Annotated in this window: 24 protein-coding genes and 1 tRNA gene; 16 read left to right on the top strand and 9 right to left on the bottom strand. The window is 66.5% G+C overall.

Annotated features, from left to right (window positions below; genetic code table 11):
- Window positions 1-3 precede the first annotated feature (3 nt).
- Complete coding sequence (locus AC3DEZ_RS06120; protein WP_488387426.1) at window positions 4-1,185, top strand: hypothetical protein; 1,182 nt, start codon at window positions 4-6, stop codon at window positions 1,183-1,185.
- Window positions 1,186-1,188: 3 nt separating this feature from the next.
- Window positions 1,189-2,061, top strand: a complete 873-nt coding sequence (locus AC3DEZ_RS06115; protein WP_488387425.1) for a phage tail sheath protein — start codon at window positions 1,189-1,191, stop codon at window positions 2,059-2,061.
- Between the two features lie 36 nt (window positions 2,062-2,097).
- On the opposite strand, the gene AC3DEZ_RS06110 is transcribed toward AC3DEZ_RS06115, so the two are convergent.
- Together AC3DEZ_RS06110 and AC3DEZ_RS06105 are read right to left on the bottom strand one after the other, a co-directional pair.
- Entirely contained in the window at window positions 2,098-3,021 is a 924-nt protein-coding gene (locus tag AC3DEZ_RS06110) for a hypothetical protein (RefSeq protein WP_488387424.1), read from the bottom strand.
- A gap of 665 nt (window positions 3,022-3,686) precedes the next feature.
- Window positions 3,687-3,762: transfer RNA gene (locus tag AC3DEZ_RS06105), tRNA-Phe, on the bottom strand.
- A 183-nt stretch (window positions 3,763-3,945) separates the two neighbouring features.
- On the opposite strand from AC3DEZ_RS06105, the gene AC3DEZ_RS06100 reads away from it, so the two are divergent.
- Window positions 3,946-4,395: a DUF6491 family protein gene (locus tag AC3DEZ_RS06100; RefSeq protein WP_488387423.1), complete on the top strand. Its 450-nt coding sequence runs from the start codon at window positions 3,946-3,948 to the stop codon at window positions 4,393-4,395.
- 50 nt (window positions 4,396-4,445) lie between these two features.
- Here the strand turns inward: AC3DEZ_RS06100 and AC3DEZ_RS06095 are convergent, their stop codons facing one another.
- The 4 genes from AC3DEZ_RS06095 to ftsY form a co-directional block, all read right to left on the bottom strand.
- Entirely contained in the window at window positions 4,446-4,715 is a 270-nt protein-coding gene (locus tag AC3DEZ_RS06095) for an oxidative damage protection protein (protein ID WP_447105091.1), read from the bottom strand.
- 69 nt (window positions 4,716-4,784) lie between these two features.
- Window positions 4,785-5,834: an A/G-specific adenine glycosylase gene (mutY, locus tag AC3DEZ_RS06090; RefSeq protein WP_488387422.1), complete on the bottom strand. Its 1,050-nt coding sequence runs from the start codon at window positions 5,832-5,834 to the stop codon at window positions 4,785-4,787.
- Window positions 5,831-7,081, bottom strand: a complete 1,251-nt coding sequence (locus tag AC3DEZ_RS06085) for a hypothetical protein (protein WP_488387421.1) — start codon at window positions 7,079-7,081, stop codon at window positions 5,831-5,833. The genes mutY and AC3DEZ_RS06085 overlap by 4 nt, the downstream gene beginning before the upstream one ends.
- Window positions 7,078-8,334: a signal recognition particle-docking protein FtsY gene (gene ftsY / locus AC3DEZ_RS06080; RefSeq protein WP_488387420.1), complete on the bottom strand. Its 1,257-nt coding sequence runs from the start codon at window positions 8,332-8,334 to the stop codon at window positions 7,078-7,080. The genes AC3DEZ_RS06085 and ftsY overlap by 4 nt, the downstream gene beginning before the upstream one ends.
- Between ftsY and rsmD the strand changes: the two genes are divergently transcribed.
- From rsmD to AC3DEZ_RS06045, 7 genes are all read left to right on the top strand, one after another.
- Window positions 8,267-8,917: a 16S rRNA (guanine(966)-N(2))-methyltransferase RsmD gene (rsmD, locus tag AC3DEZ_RS06075; RefSeq protein WP_488387419.1), complete on the top strand. Its 651-nt coding sequence runs from the start codon at window positions 8,267-8,269 to the stop codon at window positions 8,915-8,917. The genes ftsY and rsmD overlap by 68 nt on opposite strands.
- Window positions 8,914-9,411, top strand: coding sequence for a pantetheine-phosphate adenylyltransferase (gene coaD, locus AC3DEZ_RS06070; RefSeq protein WP_488387418.1), 498 nt, complete (start codon window positions 8,914-8,916; stop codon window positions 9,409-9,411). Before rsmD ends, coaD begins: the two co-directional genes overlap by 4 nt.
- A 57-nt stretch (window positions 9,412-9,468) precedes the next feature.
- Entirely contained in the window at window positions 9,469-9,963 is a 495-nt protein-coding gene (locus AC3DEZ_RS06065) for a hypothetical protein (protein WP_488387417.1), read from the top strand.
- A gap of 95 nt (window positions 9,964-10,058) precedes the next feature.
- Window positions 10,059-10,307: a YfhL family 4Fe-4S dicluster ferredoxin gene (locus tag AC3DEZ_RS06060; RefSeq protein ID WP_295382760.1), complete on the top strand. Its 249-nt coding sequence runs from the start codon at window positions 10,059-10,061 to the stop codon at window positions 10,305-10,307.
- A 40-nt stretch (window positions 10,308-10,347) separates the two neighbouring features.
- The gene (gene ggt, locus AC3DEZ_RS06055; RefSeq protein ID WP_488387416.1) at window positions 10,348-12,105 is read left to right on the top strand and encodes a gamma-glutamyltransferase; all 1,758 of its coding nucleotides are present in this window, start codon (window positions 10,348-10,350) and stop codon (window positions 12,103-12,105) included.
- Between the two features lie 176 nt (window positions 12,106-12,281).
- Window positions 12,282-13,172 carry an MBL fold metallo-hydrolase gene (locus tag AC3DEZ_RS06050; RefSeq protein ID WP_488387415.1) on the top strand — a complete coding sequence of 297 codons (891 nt, stop codon included), beginning with the start codon at window positions 12,282-12,284 and terminating at the stop codon, window positions 13,170-13,172.
- Between the two features lie 96 nt (window positions 13,173-13,268).
- Window positions 13,269-14,114 carry an alpha/beta hydrolase family protein gene (locus tag AC3DEZ_RS06045; protein ID WP_488387414.1) on the top strand — a complete coding sequence of 282 codons (846 nt, stop codon included), beginning with the start codon at window positions 13,269-13,271 and terminating at the stop codon, window positions 14,112-14,114.
- Between the two features lie 3 nt (window positions 14,115-14,117).
- Here AC3DEZ_RS06045 and upp read toward each other — a convergent pair whose 3' ends face one another.
- Both upp and AC3DEZ_RS06035 read right to left on the bottom strand, forming a co-directional pair.
- Window positions 14,118-14,750 carry a uracil phosphoribosyltransferase gene (gene upp, locus AC3DEZ_RS06040; protein WP_488387413.1) on the bottom strand — a complete coding sequence of 211 codons (633 nt, stop codon included), beginning with the start codon at window positions 14,748-14,750 and terminating at the stop codon, window positions 14,118-14,120.
- Window positions 14,751-14,860: 110 nt separating this feature from the next.
- A complete protein-coding gene (locus AC3DEZ_RS06035) occupies window positions 14,861-17,197 on the bottom strand; it encodes a TonB-dependent receptor plug domain-containing protein (protein WP_488387412.1) in 2,337 nt (778 codons plus the stop codon).
- A gap of 173 nt (window positions 17,198-17,370) precedes the next feature.
- Here AC3DEZ_RS06035 and AC3DEZ_RS06030 point away from each other — a divergent pair, with 173 nt between their 5' ends.
- Together AC3DEZ_RS06030 and AC3DEZ_RS06025 are read left to right on the top strand one after the other, a co-directional pair.
- A complete protein-coding gene (locus AC3DEZ_RS06030) occupies window positions 17,371-18,510 on the top strand; it encodes a phytase (protein ID WP_488387411.1) in 1,140 nt (379 codons plus the stop codon).
- Window positions 18,507-19,115: an inorganic diphosphatase gene (locus AC3DEZ_RS06025; protein ID WP_488387410.1), complete on the top strand. Its 609-nt coding sequence runs from the start codon at window positions 18,507-18,509 to the stop codon at window positions 19,113-19,115. The genes AC3DEZ_RS06030 and AC3DEZ_RS06025 overlap by 4 nt, the downstream gene beginning before the upstream one ends.
- A gap of 131 nt (window positions 19,116-19,246) precedes the next feature.
- Here the strand turns inward: AC3DEZ_RS06025 and AC3DEZ_RS06020 are convergent, their stop codons facing one another.
- A complete protein-coding gene (locus AC3DEZ_RS06020) occupies window positions 19,247-20,743 on the bottom strand; it encodes an aminotransferase class III-fold pyridoxal phosphate-dependent enzyme (protein WP_488387409.1) in 1,497 nt (498 codons plus the stop codon).
- A gap of 117 nt (window positions 20,744-20,860) precedes the next feature.
- Here AC3DEZ_RS06020 and AC3DEZ_RS06015 point away from each other — a divergent pair, with 117 nt between their 5' ends.
- From AC3DEZ_RS06015 to yajC, 4 genes are all read left to right on the top strand, one after another.
- Window positions 20,861-21,292: an Lrp/AsnC family transcriptional regulator gene (locus AC3DEZ_RS06015; protein WP_141453627.1), complete on the top strand. Its 432-nt coding sequence runs from the start codon at window positions 20,861-20,863 to the stop codon at window positions 21,290-21,292.
- A 76-nt stretch (window positions 21,293-21,368) separates the two neighbouring features.
- Entirely contained in the window at window positions 21,369-22,394 is a 1,026-nt protein-coding gene (queA, locus tag AC3DEZ_RS06010; RefSeq protein WP_447105104.1) for a tRNA preQ1(34) S-adenosylmethionine ribosyltransferase-isomerase QueA, read from the top strand.
- Window positions 22,395-22,529: 135 nt separating this feature from the next.
- Window positions 22,530-23,651, top strand: a complete 1,122-nt coding sequence (gene tgt / locus AC3DEZ_RS06005; protein ID WP_488387408.1) for a tRNA guanosine(34) transglycosylase Tgt — start codon at window positions 22,530-22,532, stop codon at window positions 23,649-23,651.
- A 249-nt stretch (window positions 23,652-23,900) separates the two neighbouring features.
- The gene (yajC, locus tag AC3DEZ_RS06000) at window positions 23,901-24,242 is read left to right on the top strand and encodes a preprotein translocase subunit YajC (RefSeq protein ID WP_447105106.1); all 342 of its coding nucleotides are present in this window, start codon (window positions 23,901-23,903) and stop codon (window positions 24,240-24,242) included.
- Window positions 24,243-24,297: the final 55 nt, after the last annotated feature.

Below are 24,297 nucleotides of genomic sequence, written 5' to 3'. Positions count from 1 at the left end.
TCCGTGACCACCAAGGGCGTCCAGTACGAGCTCGAACGGGCCGTCGACAACGCGGGAGTACCCGGCACCTCGGCCAGTGTCTACACCGGCATGGACCGGGTCTACAACGCCAGCGAGTCCACCACCACCCATTGGCGAGTGCGTGCGGTTCTGCGGGGCATCGCGTCGGCCTGGTCGCCGTGGGTCATGCAGACGCCCGTGGCGCCGGCAGATCTGTATGGCGGCGGCAGCGGTTACAACCTGCTCGGCGACGAGTACGCCCGGTACAAGGTGACTCAGCAGCTGACGGTTGCCACGTTCCCGCCCGTGGCGTCCGCGCCCGGCGGCCTAGTCTACGCGGTGGTCGATGCAGGTGCAATTGCCGGCCGGTCCCTGAAGGTCACCACGACCGACACCAACGCCAACAACAATTTCGCCTACTTCAGCACCTCCGGCACCGACTACAACACGCCGTTGGCCCCGGGACGCTACCTGGTCTCGTTTTATGGCCGTGCGAGCGTCGCCGGCCATCAAGTGCGCGCGACCCTGAAAGACGGGGACGGCAACATCCGGGCCGCTTCCACGCTGGCCCTGACGACTGCGCGGGCCCGCTATTCAGCGTCCATCGACATGACGAGTGCAGTCGCCGACGGCGCAGCGCTGCTGTTCTATTTCAACCGGAGCGGCGTGGCTGGCCGCGAGGTGTACATCGACGGCTTGATGATCGAGCCGCAGATCGGTAGCTCGCTCACACCTTCGCCGTTCGTCCCGGGCCAGAGCACGCAGCAGGCGGATCGTGCGGTCTCGATGGCTACAGCCGCCCAGGTGGATGCGACCGCCTCACTGTCGCAGCTCAACGACATCGCCAACGACGGGAAGCTGACCGCAAACGAGAAGGTGACGACGAAGCGGGAATACGAGGAAGTCACCAGCGAACAGGCCGGAATCGATGCTCAAGCGACGGCCTACGGCCTAGCAACGGAGAAGACGGCATACGACAACGCCGTCACCGCGCTCAAGGTCTACGCCGTGCCGCGCGCGCTGTATCACTGGCGCATCAACGATCCGGATCTGGCGCCGAAGCCGGGCCAGGTCGGGCGCATCACTCATCCTCGATTCGGCCTCGCCGGAGGCAAGAAGGTTCTCGTGCGCGGTGTCGCCCGGAACCCCGTCACCGGCGACGTCACCCTTACGCTCTGGGGTTGAACCATGCTCATCGGATACGGAATGCCGACGGTGTCGGCCCCCACGCTGACCGGGACCGGAGCCGCATGGCTGACGGCCGACAATGGGACGGCGCTGTTCGACGGCAAGCCCGGGCGCCGGTCGCGCCTACGCTGGCTCTCCGGGGCGCCCAGTACCGGCCAGGCATTGATGATCTCCGCGGGCCTTGCCGAAGCCATAAGCCCCCGGGTGATTGCCGTTCTGGGCCTTAAAGGGGTTCCCGTCGGGGCATCGATCATGGCTGCCGGCAAGCGAGCGGGCGACAGCGCACATACGTACGTGATGGGCGGCGGCAACACCGGCGTCACGCGGCGCATGTCGGACGGATCGATTGGCTGCTGGCTGGTGGTGGGGGAAGGCAGCGATCCGATCGTGAGCGTGGCGATCAGCCTCTACAACAGCGCGGCTGGCGTGACCTGGGCGACCGCCGCGACGGAATTCGAGATCGGCGAGATCGCCGTGTTCCGCGCCGTGACGGTTGGGCTGTCCGACAACTGGGCCATCGAGCGTGTCGACCCGAGTTCGCACCTGCGCACGCGCGGTGGACAGGTCGGGACCGTCCAGGCGACCAGCTATCGCCGCTTCAGCGGCAATCTAGCAGGGGCACCCGTTGCCAGCGTGCGCGGCGCTGGCCTCGCCAATGGCGATGACTGGGAGACGGTAGCTACCGCCCTCGTCGGTGGCCGGCGTTGCTGCGTGATCCCGCAGTATCGGGACATCATCTCGAAGGTGTTTGATGCCGCGCTATGCAACCGGTCGGCCGTCTATGGACTCGCGACTGCGGTTCCTGGTCCCGAGAGCCTCCAGCGGCAGTATTTTCGCAGTTCGCTCACCATTGAGGAGTCGCCGGCTGGGTAGAATCTGTGCCTAGTAGAGCTGGTTTTATTTGGTGCCCTAGTGACGGATAGGGTCTGTGTATCCGTCGTTAGGTACGATTTTTGTAGACATGTAGAATCTTGAGCGTCGTTGAAAGTCAGGTCCCCAATTGATCGCCGGATCAAAGTAGGGATCTATTGGCCGATTGGTCGAGGATGGTTTTCCGCTTGTGCGTGGCTCGCGATCATCGCGCGCTGGCGGCACATAGTTGGCGAGCGCGATCCTCACGCGAACCAGTTGGCCCGGGGTTGGGCGACCACCCTGATCGTCAGCCGGATTCGGAGTCTTGTCTGGGTCGTCTGGCGGTTGGGGAGTTGGCTCGTCGGTGCCCATTGGTGGCGGAGTGCCTGCGTCTACCGGATCCTTGGGCTCCTCTTCTGGTTGAGCGGGTTCTACCTTGACGATGGCATGGAAGATAGCTTTCCCGCCAGATTTGATGCCTTCAACAATTATCTCTACAACTACTTTTTCTACCGCCTTTACTAGGTAAGGACGAGCAAGTTTGAAGACCTCACCCCAGAAGCCTGCGGCGGGGTCGCCCGTTCTCGAAATGGCGTCTCGGATGTCTTCTTTTTTCCCCAGTGTCCCGGAGTACGCGTTGTCGAGGATGGCCTGGGCGCCTTCGCGGGCATCCAGCTCGGACATGCCCGTCATATCGAATTCGAGAATCGGAGCCCGCGGATCGGAAAAGTCATAACGGCCCCCCAGGATTCCGCGCTCGCGTTTGGGGACATACTCGAATTTTATGGCAGTCGCGACGCCCGCTTTATTGCGAGAAATCGGCTGCATTTCGACCTGCAACGGCAGAAGGGATCCAGCAATCGAATCATGGTAGAGGCGCGTCGCGGCGCTGCCCTTTACACGTTCCTTTGCGGGCGCTTGTGCTGCCGCGTCGATGGATAGACTTAGCATCGCCAGTAAGAGGGCTGATTTGACAATCATGCTGGCCTCGGCTCGGTCGAGTCTCGTTGTCTGACTCAACGCCCAGCAACCCTCAGTGCGGACAACCGTTCGTCGGCAGCACGAGCAGGGCTAAGGTCGTCTCAGCGTTGACTAAGACAAGCTAACGGGCAGCCGCGATGAGTAGATGGGCTGTGTCCCGACGTCCAACCGGTACACCTTCCTTCAGCAGCTCAGCAGCGCGGGTGCTCGCCGCATTCCGCAGCTCCCGCAGGGTCGATTCACGGTACGGGTTAGGGGAGTCGTTCTTCATGGCGCGGAGCCCTCGGTAGCGGCGGCATGTTATCCACCACGCCAGGCGCGGCAAGTGAGACGGCACACACGCAGAGTGAGCGGGATGGCAGGAGGCAGGCGCCCCAAATTTAAGACGAAAGCCGAGTGGGCGGCTGCGCAGGCGGAAGACATGCGGGCGCGCGCCCACGAGCTCCGCTTCAGATCATCCTCCGGCTCGGCTAGGAGGGCTCGCCGCAAGTTCGATCAGGTGGCCCACCTGCAACGCGAGGCATCGAGATTCGATGCCCTGGCTGCCCGGTACCGGAAGGGCGGCCTGTAGCCCCCCTTCCCCATCAAACGCGAAGGTTTTTAGCAACGCCCAGAATATTTAGCAAAAAGGGTTCCGCGAATTGCTCGGGAACCCTTTCTGTATGTGGTGGCCGGGGAGGGAATCGAACCCCCGACACAGGGATTTTCAATCCCTTGCTCTACCAACTGAGCTACCCGGCCAAGGTTTTATCGCGTCGCGGCTACGTGGCCGGTGCGAGCCGCACATGATACGGGAAGGCCGGGCGGGCTGGCAAGCCGCACGAGGGCTGAACGCACCGGGGGAGCGCTTGCGCCGGCGGCCGATGGCTGGTGCATGATGCCGCCGGGAAGAGAAAAAACGTCGACCCGACCGGGAGTTACGCCATGAAACGTCTGTTCCTGCTGTGTGCCCTGGCCGCGCTGAGTGCGTGCGCCACCACCAAAATGAGTTCCACCGAGCGGCTTGCCATGTACCGCGAACACGCGGCCGCGCCGGTCAAGGATTTCAGCTATTTCGGCAGCCTCAACGGCTGGCAGCCGCTGGGAGATTCCGCGCTGGCTGTCTGGACCAAACCCAACGAAGCCTACCTGCTGGATCTGGCGGGTCCCTGCCAGGATCTGGAGTTCGCTCCGGCCATCACCATCAGCAGCATGATGGGGCGGGTGACCAACTTCGATCGCGTGCGCCCGCTGGGCGGTGGCAGCGGGGTGATGCGGATGTCCTGCCGGATCAAGACCATCAGCCCGCTGGACCTGAAGTCGCTCAAGGCGGCCGAGAAGGAAATGCGCAAGGCCGAAGTGGAAGCGCGCCAGGAGGGCGAACCGGCCAACTAGGCCGACACGCCCAGGGCAATGAAAAAAAGGCGGGGATTTCCCCGCCTTTCTCATGCCTCCGGTACGTAGCCGGCGGGCTTGTCGGCGCCGCCGCCGAACAGGAATTTCTCCAGTTCCGCTTCCAGGAAGGCACGGTGTTTGGGATCCCGTGGCGACAGGCGGTTTTCGTTGATCAGCATGGTCTGGTGGGCCAGCCAGGCTGCCCACGCCGTCTTGCCGATGTGGGCGAACACGCGCTTGCCGAGTTCTCCCGGGTAGGGCACGAAATCCAGGCCCTCGGTTTCGCGCTTTTCGTATTCGCAGTAGACAGTGCGTGGCATGGACGTGGAAATGCAGGCAACAGGGGGCGACAGGATAGCGGCTTCCGCCACGCGGAGTTGCGCGTCGGATCAGTTTGCCAGCAATTTCCGGATCGGAGCCGGCAGCCCCAGCTGGACCAGATCCTCGCGGGCAATCCAGCGCAGGTCGACGTTGTCGCCCACGCCGGCACGCGGTGCCAGCCCGCGCCAATGCAGGGGATGCATGCGCAGGCGATAGTGACTGAACACGTGCGGCAGTTCCGGCAGCGCCTCGGCACGGTCGTAGTCGCCCTGCAGATGGGCTTCGAACCAGCGCCGCGCGGCGTCATGATCATCGGCTTCCGGCAACGACCACAGCGAGGCCCAGATGCCGGTCGGCGGGCGCCGCTGCAGGAGTACCTGGCCGACATCGTTCTCGGCCAGCAACATGATGGCGATCCGTTCCGGCAACGGCTTGCCCGGCTTGGAGGTGGGCAACTCTTCCACCCGACCCTCGCTCAGCGCCACGCAGTCGTCGTGCACCGGGCAGAGCATGCAGGCCGGATCGTGGCGCGTGCACAGGGTGGCGCCCAGATCCATCTGCGCCTGGGTGTAGTCGGCCATGCGATCGGCGGGCAGATGGTCGGCGGCGAATCGCCACAGCTGCTTTTCCACCGCAGGCGTGCCCGGCCAGCCGGTGACGCCGTGATAGCGCGAGAGCACCCGTTTGACGTTGCCGTCCAGAATCGGGAAACGATCGCCCCACGCCTGCGACAGGATCGCGCCGGCGGTGCTGCGGCCGATGCCCGGCAGTGCCAGCAGCGCGTCGAAATCGCGTGGAAGGTCCCCCTCATGCAATTCCACGCAGGTGCGCGCGGCCGCATGCAGATTGCGGGCGCGGGCGTAGTAGCCCAGCCCGGACCATTGTGCCAGCACCTCGTCGAGCGAGGCGGTGCCCAGATCCCTGAGGGTGGGGAAGGCTTCGAGGAAACGGGCGAAGTACGGAATCACCGTCTTGACCTGGGTCTGCTGCAGCATGATTTCCGACAGCCACACGCGGTACGGCGTGCGTGGGTGCAGCCAGGGCAGATCATGGCGGCCGGACTGGTCGAACCAGGTCAACAGACGCGAAGCGAAGTGATCTTCGGTGGCGCGGGTCATGGGGCGGTGTCCGTCGCGGGCAGGGCGGGATCGTCCAGGCGCAGATCCACGCCTTCCAGGGTGGCGCCGGAGACTTCCAGGCGGGGCGCGGTGAGGCGGCCGCTCAGGGGCGGCAGCGGTGAACCGGAGCCGGCCTGCAGCGCATCCAGCCAGTCCATGACTTCGAACAGGCGGAAGCGGGCGTCGAACCGGGTGGTGTCTCGTTGCAGCCGCAGATGCGCGATGTCGGCCAGATCGGCGGTGCCACGATAGGCCAGCGCGAACGGGAGTGCCGAAGTGGAGCGGCCCAGCGGCGGCGGCAAGGATGGCCAAGCGGTCGGCCAGTTGGCCAATTGGCCGCGCCAGTCGAGCAGGAGTCCGTCATCCAGTCCGAGATCGCCGGTGGCGTCGAGTGATGGCATCGCATCCCGTCCGCGCAGCGCGATGGCGCCCGCGCGCAGGTGCAGGCCGTCGGCGAACTCCACCGGACCCGCCGCACCGAGCGCGAACGACTGCCGGACCGCGCCTGCCAGATAGTCCGCACGCGCTCCCAGGATCATGCGGTCGAGCCGCGATTCGGCCTGGCGCAGGTAAGCGGACAGCCGCAGCCGGAGCGGCAGGTGCCAATCCTTGCCGGCGGGCGTCACTTCACCGGCCAGGCCCAGTCCGCCGTCCTTGCCCAGGCGGCCCAGATGGAAGGCCAGATCCATCGGTGCCCGCAGTTCCGGGCCCTGGTACCGCGCCTGCAGTTGTCCGCGCAGCGGACGATCGGGCGCCAGATGCGGGATACGCAGGTTGATTTCTTCCAGCAACCAGCCCTCGCCCTGGATCCGGCCCCCGTCGACACGAATGCCATTGCTCAGGGTGGGGATGCGGGTTTCGCCCGGTGGTCGCCCGGTCAGCCAATGCTGGAACGCCGCCAGATTGAACACCGGCGCGTCCAGCTCCAACCGGACCGCGGTCAGGTCGCGGCCACGTGCGCGCAGGGTCGACCACGGCACGGAGATGAAGACGCGCTCGGCGGTCAGCAGGGGCGTGGTGGTGCCCGGCTCGCGCGCCACCAGGCCACGGACGATCAACTGCGGGGTCCCGCGCAGGCGGTATTCGCCGACGCCCGAAGCGGTGATTTCCAGGCCCAGCGCATCGCCGGCCACGCCCAGCAGCGCGGGCGTCAGGCGTTGTGGTTGCAGCAGCCAGTGCAACAGGCCGGCGCCCGCCAGCAACAGGACCGCGAGGGACAACAGCGCCAGCCGGCGGCGCCGGCTCACGCGCCCAGCGTTTCCGGCAGCAGCGCGTCGACGAAGGCTTCCGCGTCGAACACCCGCAGATCCTCGGAACGTTCGCCGATGCCGGCGAAACGGATCGGAATGCCGAACTCGCGCGCCAGCGCGAACACCACGCCGCCCTTGGCGGTGCCGTCCAGCTTGGTCACGACCAGGCCGGTGACGTTCACCGCGGCGTGGAACTGGCGCAACTGCGACAGCGCGTTCTGGCCGGTGGTGCCGTCGATCACCAGCAGCACCTCATGGGGAGCCGCCGGATCCAGTTTCTGCAGCACGCGTTTGATCTTGCCCAGTTCCGCCATCAGGCCCTGCTGGGTGTGCAGGCGGCCGGCGGTATCGGCGATCAGTACTTCGGTACCACGCGCCTGCGCGGCCTGCAGGGCGTCGAACGCCACAGAAGCGGCGTCGGCGTTCTGTCCCTGCGCGACCACGGGCACGCCGTTGCGCTCGCCCCAGGTCTGCAACTGAGCCACGGCGGCGGCACGGAAGGTGTCGCCGGCGGCCAGCATCAGGTTGCGGCCCTCGTCCTTGAAACGGCGCGCCAGCTTGCCGATGGTGGTGGTCTTGCCGACGCCGTTGACGCCGACCGTGAGCAGCACGAAGGGACGGGTGCCCCGCGGGATCTCCAACGGTTTCGCCACCGGCGCGAGCGCCGCGATCAGTTCCGCGCGCAATGCCGCGAGCAGCGCCCGCGCATCGGCGAACTCGCGCGCCTTCATGCGCTTGCGCAGGCCCTCGATCAGCGCGGTGGTGGCGGGAACGCCGACATCGGCGGTCAGCAGCGCGGTCTCGATTTCGTCGAGCAGGTCGTCGTCCAGGCGCGGGTTGCGCGAGAACAGACCGCCCAGGCCGCGGGCGAAACCGGTGTTGCGCAGACGCTCACGCCAGCCCGGCTTGCCGGCGGACGCCGGCGCGGGAAGGTTTTCCGGCTCGGCGGGCACGGGGGCCGCCGGTGCGGCCACGACCGGGGCGGACACTGGAACGGCGTGATCCGCGGGCGCGGCGGTTGTCGGGGCGGTGTTGTCGGAAACGGGAACGTCGGGCGCCGGGCGCTGCGTTTCGGGCAGGCTCACGGGCGCGTCAGGCTTCTTGCGTCGGAACCAGCTGACCATGACACAGGCAATCGCGGAGAATGGGCGCCATGGTAGCACCCGCCCCCTTTCCGGCCCGATGAAATCCGGCCGCAACCCACCCTCGCGCGACCCGCGTGCCACAGGGGCGGTCGGCAGCGTCCGCATCATCGGTGGGCGCTGGCGCAACACACGCCTGCCGGTGCCGGAGCGGCCCGGATTGCGCCCGTCCTCGGACCGGGTGCGCGAAACCCTGTTCAATTGGCTGATGCCGAAGCTGGCGGGCGCGCGGGTACTGGATGCTTTCGCCGGAAGCGGCGTGCTCGGCCTGGAAGCGGTTTCGCGCGGCGCCGCGCGGGCCGTCCTGGTCGAACGCGATACCGGCCTGGCCGATGGGTTGAGGCAGGCCGTCGACCGCCTGGGAGCTGGGTCGCAGGTGCGGGTAGTGGGAGCGGACGCACTGGCGTGGCTGGCGAATGCGCCCGTGGAGCCGTTCGACATCGTGTTCCTGGATCCGCCGTTCGCCGATGGTCTTTGGGACGCTGCGTTGCTGGCACTGCCACGGCATCTCGCGGACGACGCCTGGGTGTACCTGGAATCCCCGCGGGAACACGCGCCAGCGGTGCCGCCGGACTGGCAGCCACATCGCGAAGGCCAGACCCGCGACGTCCGCTACGCGCTCTATCGCGTCCCCGGCGGGCAGGGCGCTGCTACACTGCGCGGCGACTCCCATCGACCCGATTCCGCATGAGCGTGTCCCGTACCCGTACCGCGGTCTATCCCGGCACGTTCGACCCGATCACCAACGGGCATATCGATCTGATCGATCGCGCCGCGCGGCTGTTCGAGCGCCTGATCATCGGCGTGGCCGAGAGCCCGGGCAAGGGACCCGCATTGCCGCTGGAGCTGAGGGTCGAACTGGCCCGCAAGGCGGTGGCGCACCACCCGCATGTGGAAGTGCGCGGATTCGATGGATTGCTGGCCCATTTCGTCAAGGACATCGGCGGCGGCGTGCTGTTGCGCGGCCTGCGCGCGGTCTCGGATTTCGAGTACGAATTCCAGTTGGCCAGCATGAACCGGCATCTGATTCCCGAAGTGGAAACCCTGTTCCTCACCCCCGCGGAGCAGTACGGCTTCATCTCATCCTCGCTGGTGCGTGAAATCTCGCGCCTGGGCGGGGATGTGTCCGGCTTCGTCACCGCCGACGTGGCCGCCGCCATGAAGGCGCAGTGGCGGCGCACCTGAACCGCGTGCTTTTGTGGCACGATCCTTCCTACATCGACTCATTGAGGGGACAGAACCATGACCAACATCGCCACACGACTGCTGCTGATCGCCTGCCTGGTCGTGCCGTTTGCCGCGTGCAAGAAGGAAGAGGCCAAGCCGGCCGAGGCCGCCGAGGCGGCGCTGGTCGTGCCGGCCAAGGACGATGACGCCGGCTGGCGCACCTATCTGTCCGAAGTGGTGACCCGCAACATGGGCACCATCACCAACACGCCGTTCCTGTACTACCTCCCGCCGGAATCGGATCCGGAATTCCAGGCCAAGTACGACCGTTCGCTGGAGCAGGCCAAGAACGCGATCGCGCGCGGCATCGTCGGCGGCAACCTGCTGGCCTTCGGTTCGTCGGCGTCCACGCGGATGGCCGACCTGGTGGTCGCCTCGTTCCAGGGCGTCGAGCCGGACACCATGAAGGGCGTGCGCGTGGTCTTCATCGGTGACACCGCCGATGGCGAGCGCGTCAAGGCGGCCGTGGCCCCGGCCGGCGTGGACTACGTCTTCGTCGAAGCCAAGTAATACGCTCCGCGCGTGGCCGCGATCGCGGCCACGCCTTTGCGGGGGCATCGCGCCCCCGTGAAAGCGGGGCTCCCGGAATCGAGAAGTCCCCCGCAATGTCACTCAAGATCAACGAACTCTGCGTCAACTGCGATGTCTGCGAGCCGGCCTGTCCCAATCAGGCCATCTCGATGGGCGAGACGATCTACGTGATCGATCCGGCGCGCTGCACCGAATGCGTCGGCCATCATGACGAACCGCAATGTGTCGTCGTTTGCCCGGTGGAGTGCATCGACCCCGATCCGGCGTATCCTGAGACCCAGGAGCAACTGCTGGCCAAGTTGCGCCAGCTGCAGGGCGGCTGACGCGGGAGGGCCGCCCATTGCGTACCCTTCAGGAGATGTCGTGAAAGCACGCCGAGCCACCGCGCTGTTGTTGGCGCTCTGTCTTTTCATTCCAGCGCTGCACGCCGCCGACGCCGGCGATCGTTCCACCGGCACACCCGCCCATCCGCCCGGCGCCGCCATCGCCAGCGCGCATGCGCTCGCGACAGAAGCCGGATTCGAGATCCTGCACGCCGGTGGCAATGCCTTCGACGCCGCAGTCGCGGTGTCGTCGGTGCTGTCGGTGGTCGAGCCGATCAGTTCGGGCATCGGTGGCGGCGGTTTCTTCCTGCTGCACGACGCGCGGACCGGCAAGGACGTGTTCGTCGATGCGCGCGAGACCGCGCCGGCGGCGGCCACCCCCGAGGCCTATCTGCTGGCCAACGGCGAATTCAATCGTGATCGCGCCGAGAACGGACCGTGGGCCGCCGGCATTCCCGGTCTGCCCGCCGCGCTGGTCCATCTCGCGAAGAATTACGGCAAGCTGCCGCTGAAGACCTCGCTCGGTCCCGCCATCCGGATCGCCCGCGACGGCTTCCCGGTCTATGGCCGGCTGGCACGTGGCTACGCTTCGCGCCGCGAGGTGATGGAGCGCTTTCCCGGCACCCGCGCGGTGTTCCTCGCCGATGGCGATCCGCCGAAGGAAGGCGAGGTCCTGAAGCAGCCGGATCTTGCCCGCACCCTGCTGCTGCTGGCCGAGCGTGGCCACGATGGTTTCTACAAGGGCGAGATCGCAGGCAAGCTGATCAAGGGCGTGAAGGCCGAAGGTGGCCGCTGGACCGCCGACGAACTGGCCGCATACGAGGTCCGCGAGCGCGAGCCGCTGAAGTTCAAGTACCGCGACTGGCAGATCACCACCGCGCCGCCACCGTCTTCCGGCGGCGTGGCGGTGGCGCAGATGCTGCAGATCCTGGAAGGCTGGGATCTGGCCAAGCTGGATGATGTCCACCGCACTCATCTGACCGTGGAAGCGATGCGCCGCGCGTTCCGCGATCGCACCTTCTACCTGGGTGATCCGGATTTCGTCGATATCCCGCTCAAGACCCTGGCCAGCCGCGACTACGCCGCGGGGCTGCGCGCGACCATCAATCCCGACAAGGCGACGCCCAGCGACCTGCTCTCGGGCAAGCCCACCCCGCTGGAGGACGAGGAGACCACCCACTTCTCGATCATCGACGCCGAAGGCAACCGGGTCGCCGCGACCCAGACCGTCAATCTGCTGTTCGGTTCCGGCCTGATCCCGCCGGGCACCGGCGTGCTGCTCAACAACGAGATGGATGACTTCGCGCTCAAGCCCGGCACGCCGAACGCTTTTGGCGTGATGGGTTTCGAGGCCAACGCACCGAAGCCCGGCAAGCGCATGCTCAGCTCGATGACGCCGAGCTTCATGGAGTCGCCGGATCGCGTCGCCGTACTGGGTACGCCGGGCGGCAGTCGCATCATCACCATGGTGCTGCTGGGAATGCTCGGCTACGACCAGGGACTCGGCGCGCAACAGGTCGCGGCGCTGCCGCGCTTCCACCATCAGTGGCTGCCGGACGTGATTTCCGCCGAGAGCGGCGCGTTCACGCCGCAGGTCGCCGAGGCGCTGCGTGCAATGGGCCATCAGGTGGACCTGCCCGGCGACACCGCCGCCGGCGGCCGGGGTTCCAGCCACGTGTGGGGCAACCTGCAGACCGTGCTCTGGGACCGCAAGGCCAATACCCTCACCGGCGGCGCGGATCCGCGCAATCCGGTGGGCAAGGCGGAAGTCGAACCGAGCGAAGCCGCCGCGCGCTGAACGCGTGCGTCTCATCCCGCGCAACGGTGTACACCCGGTTGCGCCGGGAACGGCAGCCCGAAACGGCGCGAATCCGACCAGGCCCCCGCGGAGACCGTAGCGCGAGGCATGAAGTCTCCAAGCCCGCCGAAGCGGTTTCAGGTCCTCCCACTCTCCCCGGGAGTAGAATCAGCACCATGAAACTCTGGTCCATCCTCGGCAATTCCCAGAAGCTCGACGGCGGCGCGATGTTCGGCAATGCGCCGCGCGCGATGTGGTCCAAATGGCTGGCGCCCGACGCTCAGAACCGGGTGCCGCTGGCCTGCCGCGCATTGCTGGCGAGTCCGCTCAACGGCAAGACGGCGCTGTTCGAAACCGGCATCGGCGCGTTCTTCGATCCGAAGATGCGCGAGCGCTTCGGCGTGCAGGAAGAGCGGCATGTCCTGCTGGATTCGCTGCGCGGGGCCGGCTTCGGCCATGAGGACATCGACGTGGTGGTGCTGAGCCACCTGCATTTCGATCACGCCGGCGGGCTGCTCGCGCCGTGGAGCGAAGGCCAAGCGCCGGAGCTACTGTTCCCCAACGCGACTTTCGTGGTCGGCAGGGCGCATTGGCAGCGGGCGTTGAAACCGCATCCGCGCGATCGTGCGAGTTTCATTCCGGAACTGCAGGGCCTGCTGGAGGCGAGCGGACGGCTCGAACTCGTGGACGGTGAACACTCGCAAGCGCTGGGTGACAGTGTCCGCTTCGGTTTCAGTGATGGCCACACGCCCGGACTGATGCTGGCCGAAATCGTGGGGCCGGAACGCGTGGATGGCGCGCCGCACGGCGGCGTCGTGTTCTGCGCGGACCTCATCCCGGGCCGTTCGTGGGTGCATGTGCCGATCACGATGGGTTACGACCGCAACGCCGAACTGCTGATCGACGAGAAGCGCGTGTTCCTGGAGGACAAGCTCGCACGCAACGTGCACCTGTTCTTCACCCATGATCCGGAGTGCGCCCTTGCCCAGGTCACCCGCGACGAGCGCGGCAAGTTCGGCGTGACCCACGAAGTGGGGGAGCTGCACGCCCGTCCATGGGCGGCGTGAAGTGACTTCCGGCACTGCGGATTGATGACAACAGGCACCTGCCCGAAGCGGCGGGTGCCAGCAGACTGATCCCCACTTTCCAAGGGGATCTTCCAGATGAGCCAGCGTTTTCCGTTCCGTCGCGCCGTGGCGGCCGTGCTGTTGTCCTTTGCCGGCATCCAGAGCGTCTTCGCCGCGCCGACCGCCACGGTACCGTTGCAGGTATCGCCGCAGCGCGCCACTTCGATGGCGGTATGGGAGCCGGAAAGCGTACGCGGCGTGGTGCTGTTCTCGAGCGGGCACGGATCGTGGCCGGAGCGCTACGACGATCTGCTGCAGACCTGGCGCGACGCCGGTTTCGTGGTGGTCGCGCCGTTGCACGTGGACTCGGTGAAGCATCCGGACCGCGACAAGTTCTCCATGCAGCAGGGCTTCGGCGAGCGCATGGCGGACATGAAGGCGGCCAGCGCCTATGTGGCCGCGCGCTGGCCCGGCGCGCCGGTCGCGGCGGCAGGACACAGCTATGGCACGCTGGTATCGCTGGCCCTGGGTGGTGCCCTGGCCGAGCTTGCACCGTTGCGCGATCCCAGCGTGACGGCCGTGGTGGGGTATTCCTCGCCGGGCCGGATTCCCGGGCTTGTCACGCCTTCGGCCTATGCATCCGTCGCGGTGCCGGTGCTACTGGTGACAGGCGACAAGGATCTCGTGCCGGGATTCGTCAGCGACGCGCGCGACCACCTGTATCCGGTCGAGAGCGCACCCGCGGGCGACAAGTACGCGGTGGTGCTGACCGGCGGCGATCACAACCTGATCGGCGGCCAGCCGGAAGCGCTGTACCGGCGTGCGCGCGACATCGGCACCGCCTTCCTCAAGGCGGAAGTGCTGGATGACGCCGAAGCGGGCCGGGTGTTGTCTGCGGATGCCGCCGGCCCGGCCGAGGCCGAGCGCTGGATCCGCCGCTGAAACTCAACCGACCCGGGTGCCGAAGATGCGATCGCCGGCGTCGCCCAGGCCCGGGAGGATGTAGCCCTTGTCGTTGAGATGGTCGTCGATGGCGGCGGTATAGACCTCGACGTCGGGGTGGGCCGCTTCCAGCGCGGCCAGGCCCTCGGGCGCGGCGACCAGGAAGATGCCCTTGATGCGTTTCGCGCCGGCGCGCTTGAGCATGTCGATGGTGGCGATGAGGGTGCCGCCGGTGGCCAGCATCGGATCCAGGATGAGCGCGTCGCGCTCGTCCAGGCGGCCGGTCAGGCGTTCGAAGTACGGCACGGGCTGCAGGGTCTCCTCGTCGCGCTGCAGGCCCACCACGCTGACCTTGACGGCGGGAATCAGCGCCAGCACGCCGGGCAGCATGCCCAGGCCGGCGCGCAGGATGGGGACCAGCGTGATCTTGGCGCCGGCGATCTTGCGCACCTGGACCGGGCCGGCCCAGCCCGGCATGGTCGCTTCCTCGGTTTCCAGATCCGCGGTGGCCTCGTAGGCCAGCAGGGTGCCCAGTTCGGTCACCAGTTCGCGGAAACCCTTGGTGCTGAGCGAGGCATCGCGCAGCAGGCCGATCTTGTGCTGGACGAGGGGATGACGGACTTCGACGGTCTTCATGGCGGCCTGGGGCGATGACGGGTGGCGAAAGTCTGCATCAAACCCGTCAAACCCACAAAAAAAGGAAGCCGGCTCGCGCCGGCTTCCACTGGGCACGGGGAGGGCCGTGCTCAGAAGGCCCAGCGCATGACCAGCTGATAGCTCGGCCCGGCTTCTTCGGTTTCCAACTCGTACTCGTCGTAGTCGCGGGCGATCTGGTCCGCCTGGTTGTCGAACTTGTGGAAGAACTCGTCCTTCGATGCATCCAGCAGGTTGGCGGCGGTGAGCCGCATCGACATCGTCTTGCCGAAGCGCTTCTCCACGAACACTTCCAGGTCGTCGCCGTACTTGACCGTCACTTCCTCGGCGAGGATGCGGCTGAATGCATCGCCCTGCTTGCGGTAGGTCGCGCCGAAGCTGGCGCCGATCGACGGCAAATCCTGGATGAAGCCGACGTTGTAGACGCTCTTGGCCTGGTCATTGAAACGGCGTTCGCCGAGGAAGTCGGTGACCTTGCTGTTGAGGTAGGAGTAGTTGAGGAAGACACCGGTGTTCGGCATGCCCAGCGCGGTCAGCGGTGTCGACAGGTCGAACTCCACGCCATAGACCTTGCCGTCGCCGATGTTGGCCGAGGTGAACAGCCAGCTTTCCGGATCGAACTGGAAGTCGTCCTCGGTCGCCCCCGGATTCTCCGCCAGGAATTCCTCCAGCTCGTCGGCGTAGTTGTCCTGCGCGTCCTCGCTCATCTCGCCGGTGTTGACCAGTTCGATCAGGTTCTTCACGTCGCGGTAGAAGAAGTTCAGGCCGATCACGCCATGCTTGCCGAGGCGGCGTTCGAAACCCAGGTCGATGCCGTTGGCGGTTTCCGGATCGAGTTCCGGATTGCCGATGTAGTCGTTGTCGCCGAACTCGCCGTCCAGCAGCGCGGGGATAAGTTCGTTGAAATTCGGGCGCTTGACGCTCTTGGCCAGCGACAGGCTGATGCGGGTGGCTTCGTCCAGATCCCACTTCAGGTGCAGCGAGGGCAACAGTTCGTTGTAGTCCTTGCTCGCCGAGCCCTCGACATCGCCGTCTTCGCCGTAGCGGATGTCCGAACGGGTGGTTTCATAGCGCAGGCCGGCCTCCCAGGAGAACATCTGGCCCTTGCCGGAGAGCATGACGTAGGGGTCGACGCGGGTTTCCTTGATCAACGAACCGATCACGCCGTCCGGTTCGTAGGCCACCGGGTCGCCTTCGTCCTCGGCTTCCCAGGCGTAGTTGGTGTAGGTGACGTCGCGCTTCTTGCGACGGTAGTCCACGCCGAACTCGAGTTCGCCGGCACCCATTGGACGCTTGTGCGCGATCTTGAAGCTGGTCTCGGCGTCCTTGGCGTCCACGGCCTGTGATTCGGCCTCGGAGGCATCCCATTCGCCGTTCACGTACTCATGCTTTTCCTCGCTCTCGGCGCTGTCGTCCTCGAATCGGGCGTAGTCGAGATCCAGTTCGGTGGTGCCACCGGCCATGTCGAACTTGTACTCGGCGCCGATGCCCCAGTTGCGCTGATCGATCGGATTGAGGCCAGGCACGCGGGCGTCGATGACGTCATCATCGTCGTACTCCACTTCATGCGACACCTCGGTGACATCGCGGTCGGTCTTGACGTAGAAGCCGTCGATGCTGATGCGCCCGGTCTCGCCGACATCGGCGGTGTAGGACAGGTTGGCCGAATAGTCGCGGCCATCCTTCACTTCGGTCTGGTCTTCCCAGCTGACCAGTTCCTGGCGGGATGGATCCGAGAAACGGTCGGAACGCTTGACCTTGGAACGGTAGCGATCCTGCACGTTGATACCCGCCAGCAGGCGTCCGCCCAGCGCATCGACGCTGGTCACCGCGCCGAAGGTCGGATTCACTTCGCCGTCATGCCAACGGTTGGCGCCGACACGCAGGTAGCTGCCGTCGAACACGTAGGCGTCGCGCAGGACGATGTTGATGCTGCCGGCGATCGCGTCGCCGCTGCGGTTGGCGCTGTTGCTGCGCAGGATCTCGATGTGGTCGACCATCTCCGCCGGAATGCGATCCACCCAGAAAGAGCGATCATCGCCGGCGCCTGGCACCTTCTTGCCGTTGATCAGCACCTGGGTGTAGCCCGCGGCCATGCCGCGCATCATTGCGCCGTCGAACTCCATGATGTCCGAGCCGACGAAGGTCACGCCGGGTACGCGCTTGAGCATGTCGCCGACGGTGTTCGGCTCGAAACGCTGGAAGTACTCCAGGTCATAGGACAGGGTGGGGGCGATGTCGTCGGTGCGATCGCGGTAGGCGATTTCGCCCTGGACCACGATGGTGTCCAGTTGCTTGGGATCGTCGGCCGGCACGGCGGCGGCGCTGCCGTCGGGCATGGCCTGGGCGCTGGCCAGCGGGCTGGTGGCGATCATGCCGGCGCAGAGCAATGCCTGTGACAGGCCGATGGCCAGGGCGGTGCGTTTCATCGTCGTGTTTTCCCCAGGTGAAGATAAACGGCGATTTCTACGGGGCTTAGATGGCGGGAATGTGACCGCTGGATGGCAGGATGGCGAACGTGATGGCGACGCAACCAAAGCGTCATAATCCGCAGGTAGAACATTGCGGTTTGTTGACCGTCAATCGCTCCGGGGGAAATCGCATGTCGCATCGCTTGAACACACTCGCCAGCCTGCTGGTGGTCCTGTCCATGGTCGGTTGCGCCGGCGTCGCGCCGGCGGACCGGACGCCCGCGGATCGGGAGCCGGACGAGAACGTGGAGAAGGATCCGTTGCTGAGCGAGGCGAAGGTTCCGCACGTGGTCGTCGCCGAAGCCTTCCTGACCGCCGACACGCCGGCCGACAACGTCGATTCGCCGGCCAGCTGGCGCACACCGGATGGCAAGCGCTGGTTGATCGCCACCGCCAAGGCGACCGATCAACTGATCGTCTATGACGGTGTCAGCGGCGAACGCCTGCGCACGGTCGGGGGACCGGGCACCGGCGCGGGGCAGCTCCAGCGTCCGAACGGCATCGCCGTGATCGACGATCTGGTGCTGGTGGTCGAGCGCGACAATCACCGCGTGCAGATGTTCCAGTTGCCGGGGTTCCAGCCGCTGCTGAATTTCGGCGTCGAGGATCTGAAACAGCCCTACGGCCTGTGGGTGCGCCCGCAGAAGGACAGCTACGAAGTCATCGTCAGCGACAACTACATGTCGCCGCGGAACGAGGATCTGCCGCCGCCGCTGGCGGAACTGGATCGCCGGTTCAAGCGCTATCAGCTGCGGCGCGTCCCGCAAGGCTGGGCGGCGACGTTGACGGGTACCTTCGGCGACACATCCGAGTCCGGCGCCATCCGCATCGCCGAGTCGGTGTTCGGCGATGTCGCCAACGACCGCCTGCTGCTGGCGGAAGAAGATGTCGCCACCGGCACCCGCCTGCGCGAATACGGACTGGATGGCCGCTATCGCGGTCGTGACATCGGCGCGGATCTGTTCAAGGCCCAGGCCGAGGGCATGGCGCTGGCGCAATGCGCGGGCGGGGCCGGTTACTGGATCGCCACCGATCAGTTCAAGGATCGCAGCGTGTTCCACGTGTTCGATCGTCTCAGCCTGAAGCATCTGGGCGCGTTCACCGGCCAGCGCACCGCCAACACCGATGGCGTTTGGCTCGATCAGACCGTCGACAAGCGTTTCCCGGAAGGCGTGTTCTACGCGGTGGACGACGACAAGGCCGTGGCCGCGTTCGACTGGCAGGCGATTGCCCATGCGCTGAAGCTGCCTGCCTGCAAGCCCGCGCAATGAGCCGCGCCCTGATCCTGCTTGCGGGGATGATGGTCGCTTCGCTGGTCCATGCCGGTGACACGGTGATCCATCCGTTCCTGGCCGCGCAATCGCCGAAAGCGCCGGAGGAGGCCGTGCTGGCGGTGGAGATTCCGGCCGGCAGCTTCACCAAGTACGAGATCAACGAAGAGGGACTGCTGTTCGTCGATCGTTTCCAGTCGATGCCGGTCGCCTATCCGGCCAACTACGGTTCGATGCCGCGCACGCTGGCCGGGGATGGGGATCCCCTGGATGCGCTGGTATTGACCCGCGAGCCGCTGCATCCCGGCGTGCTGATCCGGTTCCGGCCGATCGGCGTACTGCGGATGGTCGATGACGGCGACGCGGACGAGAAGGTCATCGGCGTGCCCCCGGACAAGGTGGATCCCACGTATGCCGGGATTCGCGATCTGTCCGACCTGCCGGCCATCGAACGCGATCGCATCGAGGCGTTCTTCCGCGTCTACAAGGACCTGCCCAGGGGGCGCAATCCTGTGCGGCTGAATGGCTATGGCGACGCGACCGAGGCCAAGGCGTTGATCCAGGCGGCGATGGCGCGATTCGACGAGGCGAAGCACGCTCCGTAGCGCGCGGGGAGGGGGGAGGTTCCGGCAAGCGGAGCAAGCTCCGCTCTACACGCCGCGGATTGCCCCGCATGCAAAAAAGGCGGACACCGCCAAGGGTGTCCGCCCACGAGGAAAAACGAGCGAGGCGTGAATCAGGCGGCGGCGGCCTGCGCGTTGCGCGGGCCTTCCTGCAGCGCGCGCCCGACCAGGTGGACCAGCAGTTCCAGTTCGTCCGCGCCCATCGCGAAATGCGGGGTGAAGCGCAGCGAGTTGGCGCCGCCGTGGATGACGTTGATGCCGTGCTGGCGCAGCCATTCCTCGGTGGAATCGGTGCCGTAGCACTTGAACTGCGGGGCCAGTTCGCAGGAGAACAGCAGGCCGGTGCCCTGCACCTTGGTGATCAGGCCGCCCAGTTCGGTCTTCAGCTTCTCGAGGCTCGCCACCGCGTCGACGCCGCGGGCACGGATGTTCTCGCGGACCTGCGGGGTGAGTTGCTCCAGGGTGGCGCAGGCCACGTCCAGCGCGCGCGGATTGGTGGTCATGGTGTTGCCGTACACGCCCTTGCGGTACAGGCCGGCGGCGCGTTCATTGACCGCCAGCACCGACAGCGGGTACTGCGCGGCGTTGAGCGCCTTGGAATAGGTTTCCATGTCCGGCGCGTCCAGGCCTTCGAAGCCGGGGTAATCGACGATCGACAGCACGCCGTGAGCGCGCAGGCCGGCCTGGATCGAATCGACCAGGAACAGGCTGCCGTGATGGCGGGTAAGTTCGCGCGCGGCGGCGTAGAACGCCGGCGGCACCGAGCGGCCCGGATCGCCTTCGCCCATCACCGGTTCCAGGAACACCGCCTCGATGAACCAACCCTTGGTCTCGGCGTCGGCGAACGCGCGCTTGAGCGCCTCGACGTCGTAGGGCTCGATGGCGATCAGCGAATCCTCGCCACGGTAGCTGGCCAGGTGCTGCTGATAGGTCTTGCGCGAGGAGTCCGAGTACAGCGCCGGACGTTCGGTGCGGCCGTGGAAGCTGCCCTTCACGACCACGCGCTTGACCGCGCGGCCCTCGTGGCGGGCACCGGGGTCGGTCTGCAGCTTGGTGTTGATGTCGGCGATGCGGGCGGCCAGGCCGACCGACTCGGAGCCCGAGTTCAGGCACAGGAACTTCGCATACGGACAACCGCCGCGGGTCTGGCCGATTTCCTTGCGCAGGGCGCGGTCGAAGCGCAGCTGCGAGAGGCTGGGGGTCATGATGTTGGCCATCACCTGCGGGCGCGCCATCGCCGCCAGGATCGGCTCGGGGGTGTGGCCGAAGCCGAGCATGCCGTAGCCGCCGGCGTCGTACAGCACGGCGCCGTTGAGCGTGACCACCCATGGACCACGCGCGGCCAGCGCGACGTAGGGATTGACCGCATCGTCCGGGTAGAAATTGACGTAGCCGGCCTGGACGGCGCGCAGCTGCGCTTCTTCGTCCAGATCCAGCAGGTCGGCGAATTCGTCCTTCAGGCGGGCGTGTTCGGCCGCGGCGGCCTCGATGGCAGCGATCAGGGCCGGATGGCCGGCGGCGAAACGCTCGAGGGTGGCGTCGTCCAATCCGGTGGTCAGGCGCTTGCCCGCATGGGCGCGGAGGGGGGCGAGCAGGTCGAGGAGGGCCATGGTGTTCTCCGAGAGGACGGCAAACCTCTATTATGTGGATAAATTCGTCGTTTGACAGTTATGATTTGCACGAATTTTCTGTAGATTTCGTCGAATCGACGAGGCGAGTGCCCTGAAATGAAGATCTCCGCGACCGACCAGTTGCTGCTCAGCCTGTTGCGCGACAACGCCCGGGCCTCGACCGCCCAGATCGCGCGCCGGCTCAACCTGTCGCGAACGACCGTGCAGAGCCGGATCGAGCGGCTGGAACGCGAAGGCGTGATCAGCGGCTACACCGTGCGGGTCCACGACGACTACGAGCGCGGGCACATCCGCGCGCACATCATGATCACCGTGCATCCCAAGCAAATGACCTCGGTGGTCGCCTCGCTGCGCGCGATGCCGGAAGTGCGCCTGCTGCAGTCGGTCAGCGGCGCCTACGACCTGATCGCGGTGGGCGTGGTGCCGTCGGTGGACGGCATGGATCTGCTGACCGATCGCATCGGCGCCATCGATGGCGTCGAGCGCACCACCTCGTCCATCGTACTGTCGACCAAGTTCGAGCGCTGAACGCCGGCACCCGGGGGCAAACGTCCACCCGGGCGCGCTCCCTTACAATGGGCGGCTTGCCGGAACCGCTCCCCACGTGAAGAAATCCGATTTCCATTTCGACCTGCCCGAAGCCCTGATCGCCCAGGCGCCGCTGCCGGAGCGTTCGGCCAGCCGCCTGCTGGTGGTGCCGCCGGGCGATGGCGCCTTCGCCGATCGCCAGGTGCGCGATCTGCCGGAATGGCTGGCGCCGGGGGATCTGCTGGTGTTCAACGACACCCGGGTGATTCCGGCCCGGTTGTTCGGCCAGAAGGAAACCGGCGGGCGCGTGGAAATCCTGATCGAGCGCCTGTTGCCGGAAAACGAAGCGCGTGCGCAGGTGGGGGCGAGCAAGTCGCCCAAGCCGGGCAGCCGGATTGCCCTGGATGCCGGTGGCGAGGCCGAGGTACTGGGCCGTGACGGCGAGTTCTACCGCCTGCGCTTCCATGTGCCCACGGCCCTGGAAAGCTGGCTGCTGCAAGCCGGCCGACTGCCGTTGCCGCCGTACATCCAGCGCGAGGCGGGTGCGGACGACGACGAGCGCTACCAGACCGTGTTCGCGCGCGCGCCGGGCGCGGTCGCCGCGCCCACCGCCGGCCTGCATTTCGACGAACCGCTGCTGGCGACACTGCGAGAACGCGGCGTCGAGTTCGGCCATGTCACCCTGCACGTGGGCGCCGGCACCTTCCAGCCGGTGCGGGTGGACGACGTCCGCCAACACCAGATGCACAGCGAATGGCTGAACGTCGGCGCGGCGCTGATCGAACGCATCCACGCCACCCGCGCCAGCGGCGGCCGCGTGATCGCGGTGGGCACCACCGTGGTGCGCGCGCTGGAATCGGCGATGCGCGACGGCGAACTGCAGCCGTTCGCGGGCGAAACCCGCATCTTCATCTTTCCCGGTTATCGCATCCGCAGCGTGGATGCGATGATCACCAATTTCCATCTTCCGGAAAGCACGCTGCTGATGCTGGTGTCGGCATTCGCGGGCAAGGAACGCGTGTTCGCCGCCTACGAACACGCGGTGCGCGAACGCTATCGCTTCTTCTCCTACGGCGACGCGATGCTGCTGTTTCCGTCCTGAAGCGGTCGTTGTTGTTGTGGGAGCGACGTCAGTCGCGATGGTTCCAGCGCATCGGAAACGTCATCCTCGCGACTGACGTCGCTCCACATCAAGATCTGCAATCCGGCTCTCCCTCTTCACAGTTCCCGCCATCCCATGTCCCGACTCCAGTTCCAGCTCCAGACCACCGACGGCAACGCCCGCCGCGGCCGGTTGACCTTTCCGCGCGGCACGGTGGAAACGCCGGCGTTCATGCCGGTGGGCACCTACGGTTCGGTGAAGGGCATCCTGCCCGACCAGATCGAGGCGCTGGGCGCGGAGATCATCCTGGGCAACACCTTCCACCTGTACCTGCGCCCGGGCCTGGAGGTCATCGCCCAGCACGGCGGCCTGCACGGCTTCGCCCGCTGGGAGCGACCGATCCTCACCGACTCGGGCGGGTTCCAGGTGTTCTCGCTGGCGCACCGCCGCAAGATCACCGAGCAGGGCGTGACCTTCGCCTCGCCCGTGGACGGCAGCAAGGTATTCCTCGGCCCCGAGGAAAGCATGCGCATCCAGAAGGTGCTGGACTCGGACATCGTGATGATCTTCGACGAGTGCACGCCGTACCCGGCCACCGAGGACGTGGCGCGCAGGTCGATGGAGCTGAGCCTGCGCTGGGCCGAACGCAGCAGGCGCGCGCACGAGGGCAACGACGCGGCGCTGTTCGGTATCGTCCAGGGCGGCGTGCACGAGCCGCTGCGCGAGCGTTCGGCCGCCGGCCTGCAGGCGATTGGTTTCGACGGCTATGCCATCGGCGGCCTGGCGGTGGGCGAGCCGGAAGAGGAGCGCAACCGCATCCTGGATCACATGCATCCGATTCTTCCGCAGGACCGCCCGCGCTATCTGATGGGCGTGGGCCGGCCGGAGGATCTGGTGGAGGGCGTGGCGCGTGGCGTGGACATGTTCGACTGCGTGATGCCGACCCGCAACGCCCGCAACGGCCACTACTTCACCTCGTTCGGCACCGTGCGCATCCGCAACGCCAAGTACGAGAAGGACATGCAGCCGATCGAGCCCGGCTGCGGCTGCTACGCCTGCCGCAACGGGTTCACCCGGTCGTACCTGCGCCACCTGGACCGGTGCAACGAGATGCTGGCGCCGATGCTCGGCACCCTGCACAACCTCTGGTACTACGAAAAGCTGATGGCGGACATCCGCGCGGCGATCGAGCGGGGCGGTTTCGACGAATTCCGGCAGGCTTTCTACGCCGCGCGCGGGGCGGACGCACCCCGATAGCCGAGATCATGTGGAACCGGGCTCGCTCGGCTGAGCGGGATGTCCGGAATGTCCGGGATGTTCGGGACGCGGCGAGAGGCAGCGGGGCAAGTTCCGCTCCACGGGGGGCGGCGGCGTTGCGGAACCTTTCCTGGCCGGCACGGTCTTCACACCGTCCCGGCGTCCGTCGGGGCCGGCACCGCGCCGGGACGGGGATGCCCACCGCGTGGCATAATTCCCGGCTGCTTTCGCACATGAACGGATAACTCCATGAATCTGCTCGACTTTCTGATCGCCCCGGCCCACGCCCAGGCTGCCGGCGCTCCCCAGGGTGGCCTGGGTGGTTTCGGCCTGCTGATGCCGATCATCCTGATCGCCATCATGTACTTCCTGATGATCCGCCCGCAGATGAAGCGCGCGAAGGAACATCGCGCCATGCTGGACAAGCTCTCGCGCGGCGACGAGGTCATCACCAACGGCGGCATCGCCGGCACCGTCACCGACATCGGCGACAACTTCGTCACCATCGAAGTGGCCGACAACGTGCGGGTGCGCGTGCAGAAGGCCGCCGTGGGCAACGTCCTGCCCAAGGGCACCCTGAAGTCCGCCTGATATCCCTTTCCAACCACCGTTGAGCGTGCGCCCGGACAGGGCGTGCGCGGGTTGC

This window comes from Pseudoxanthomonas sp. 134C1 (assembly GCF_057773065.1).
This window is presented reverse-complemented; position numbering and strand designations above follow the sequence as displayed.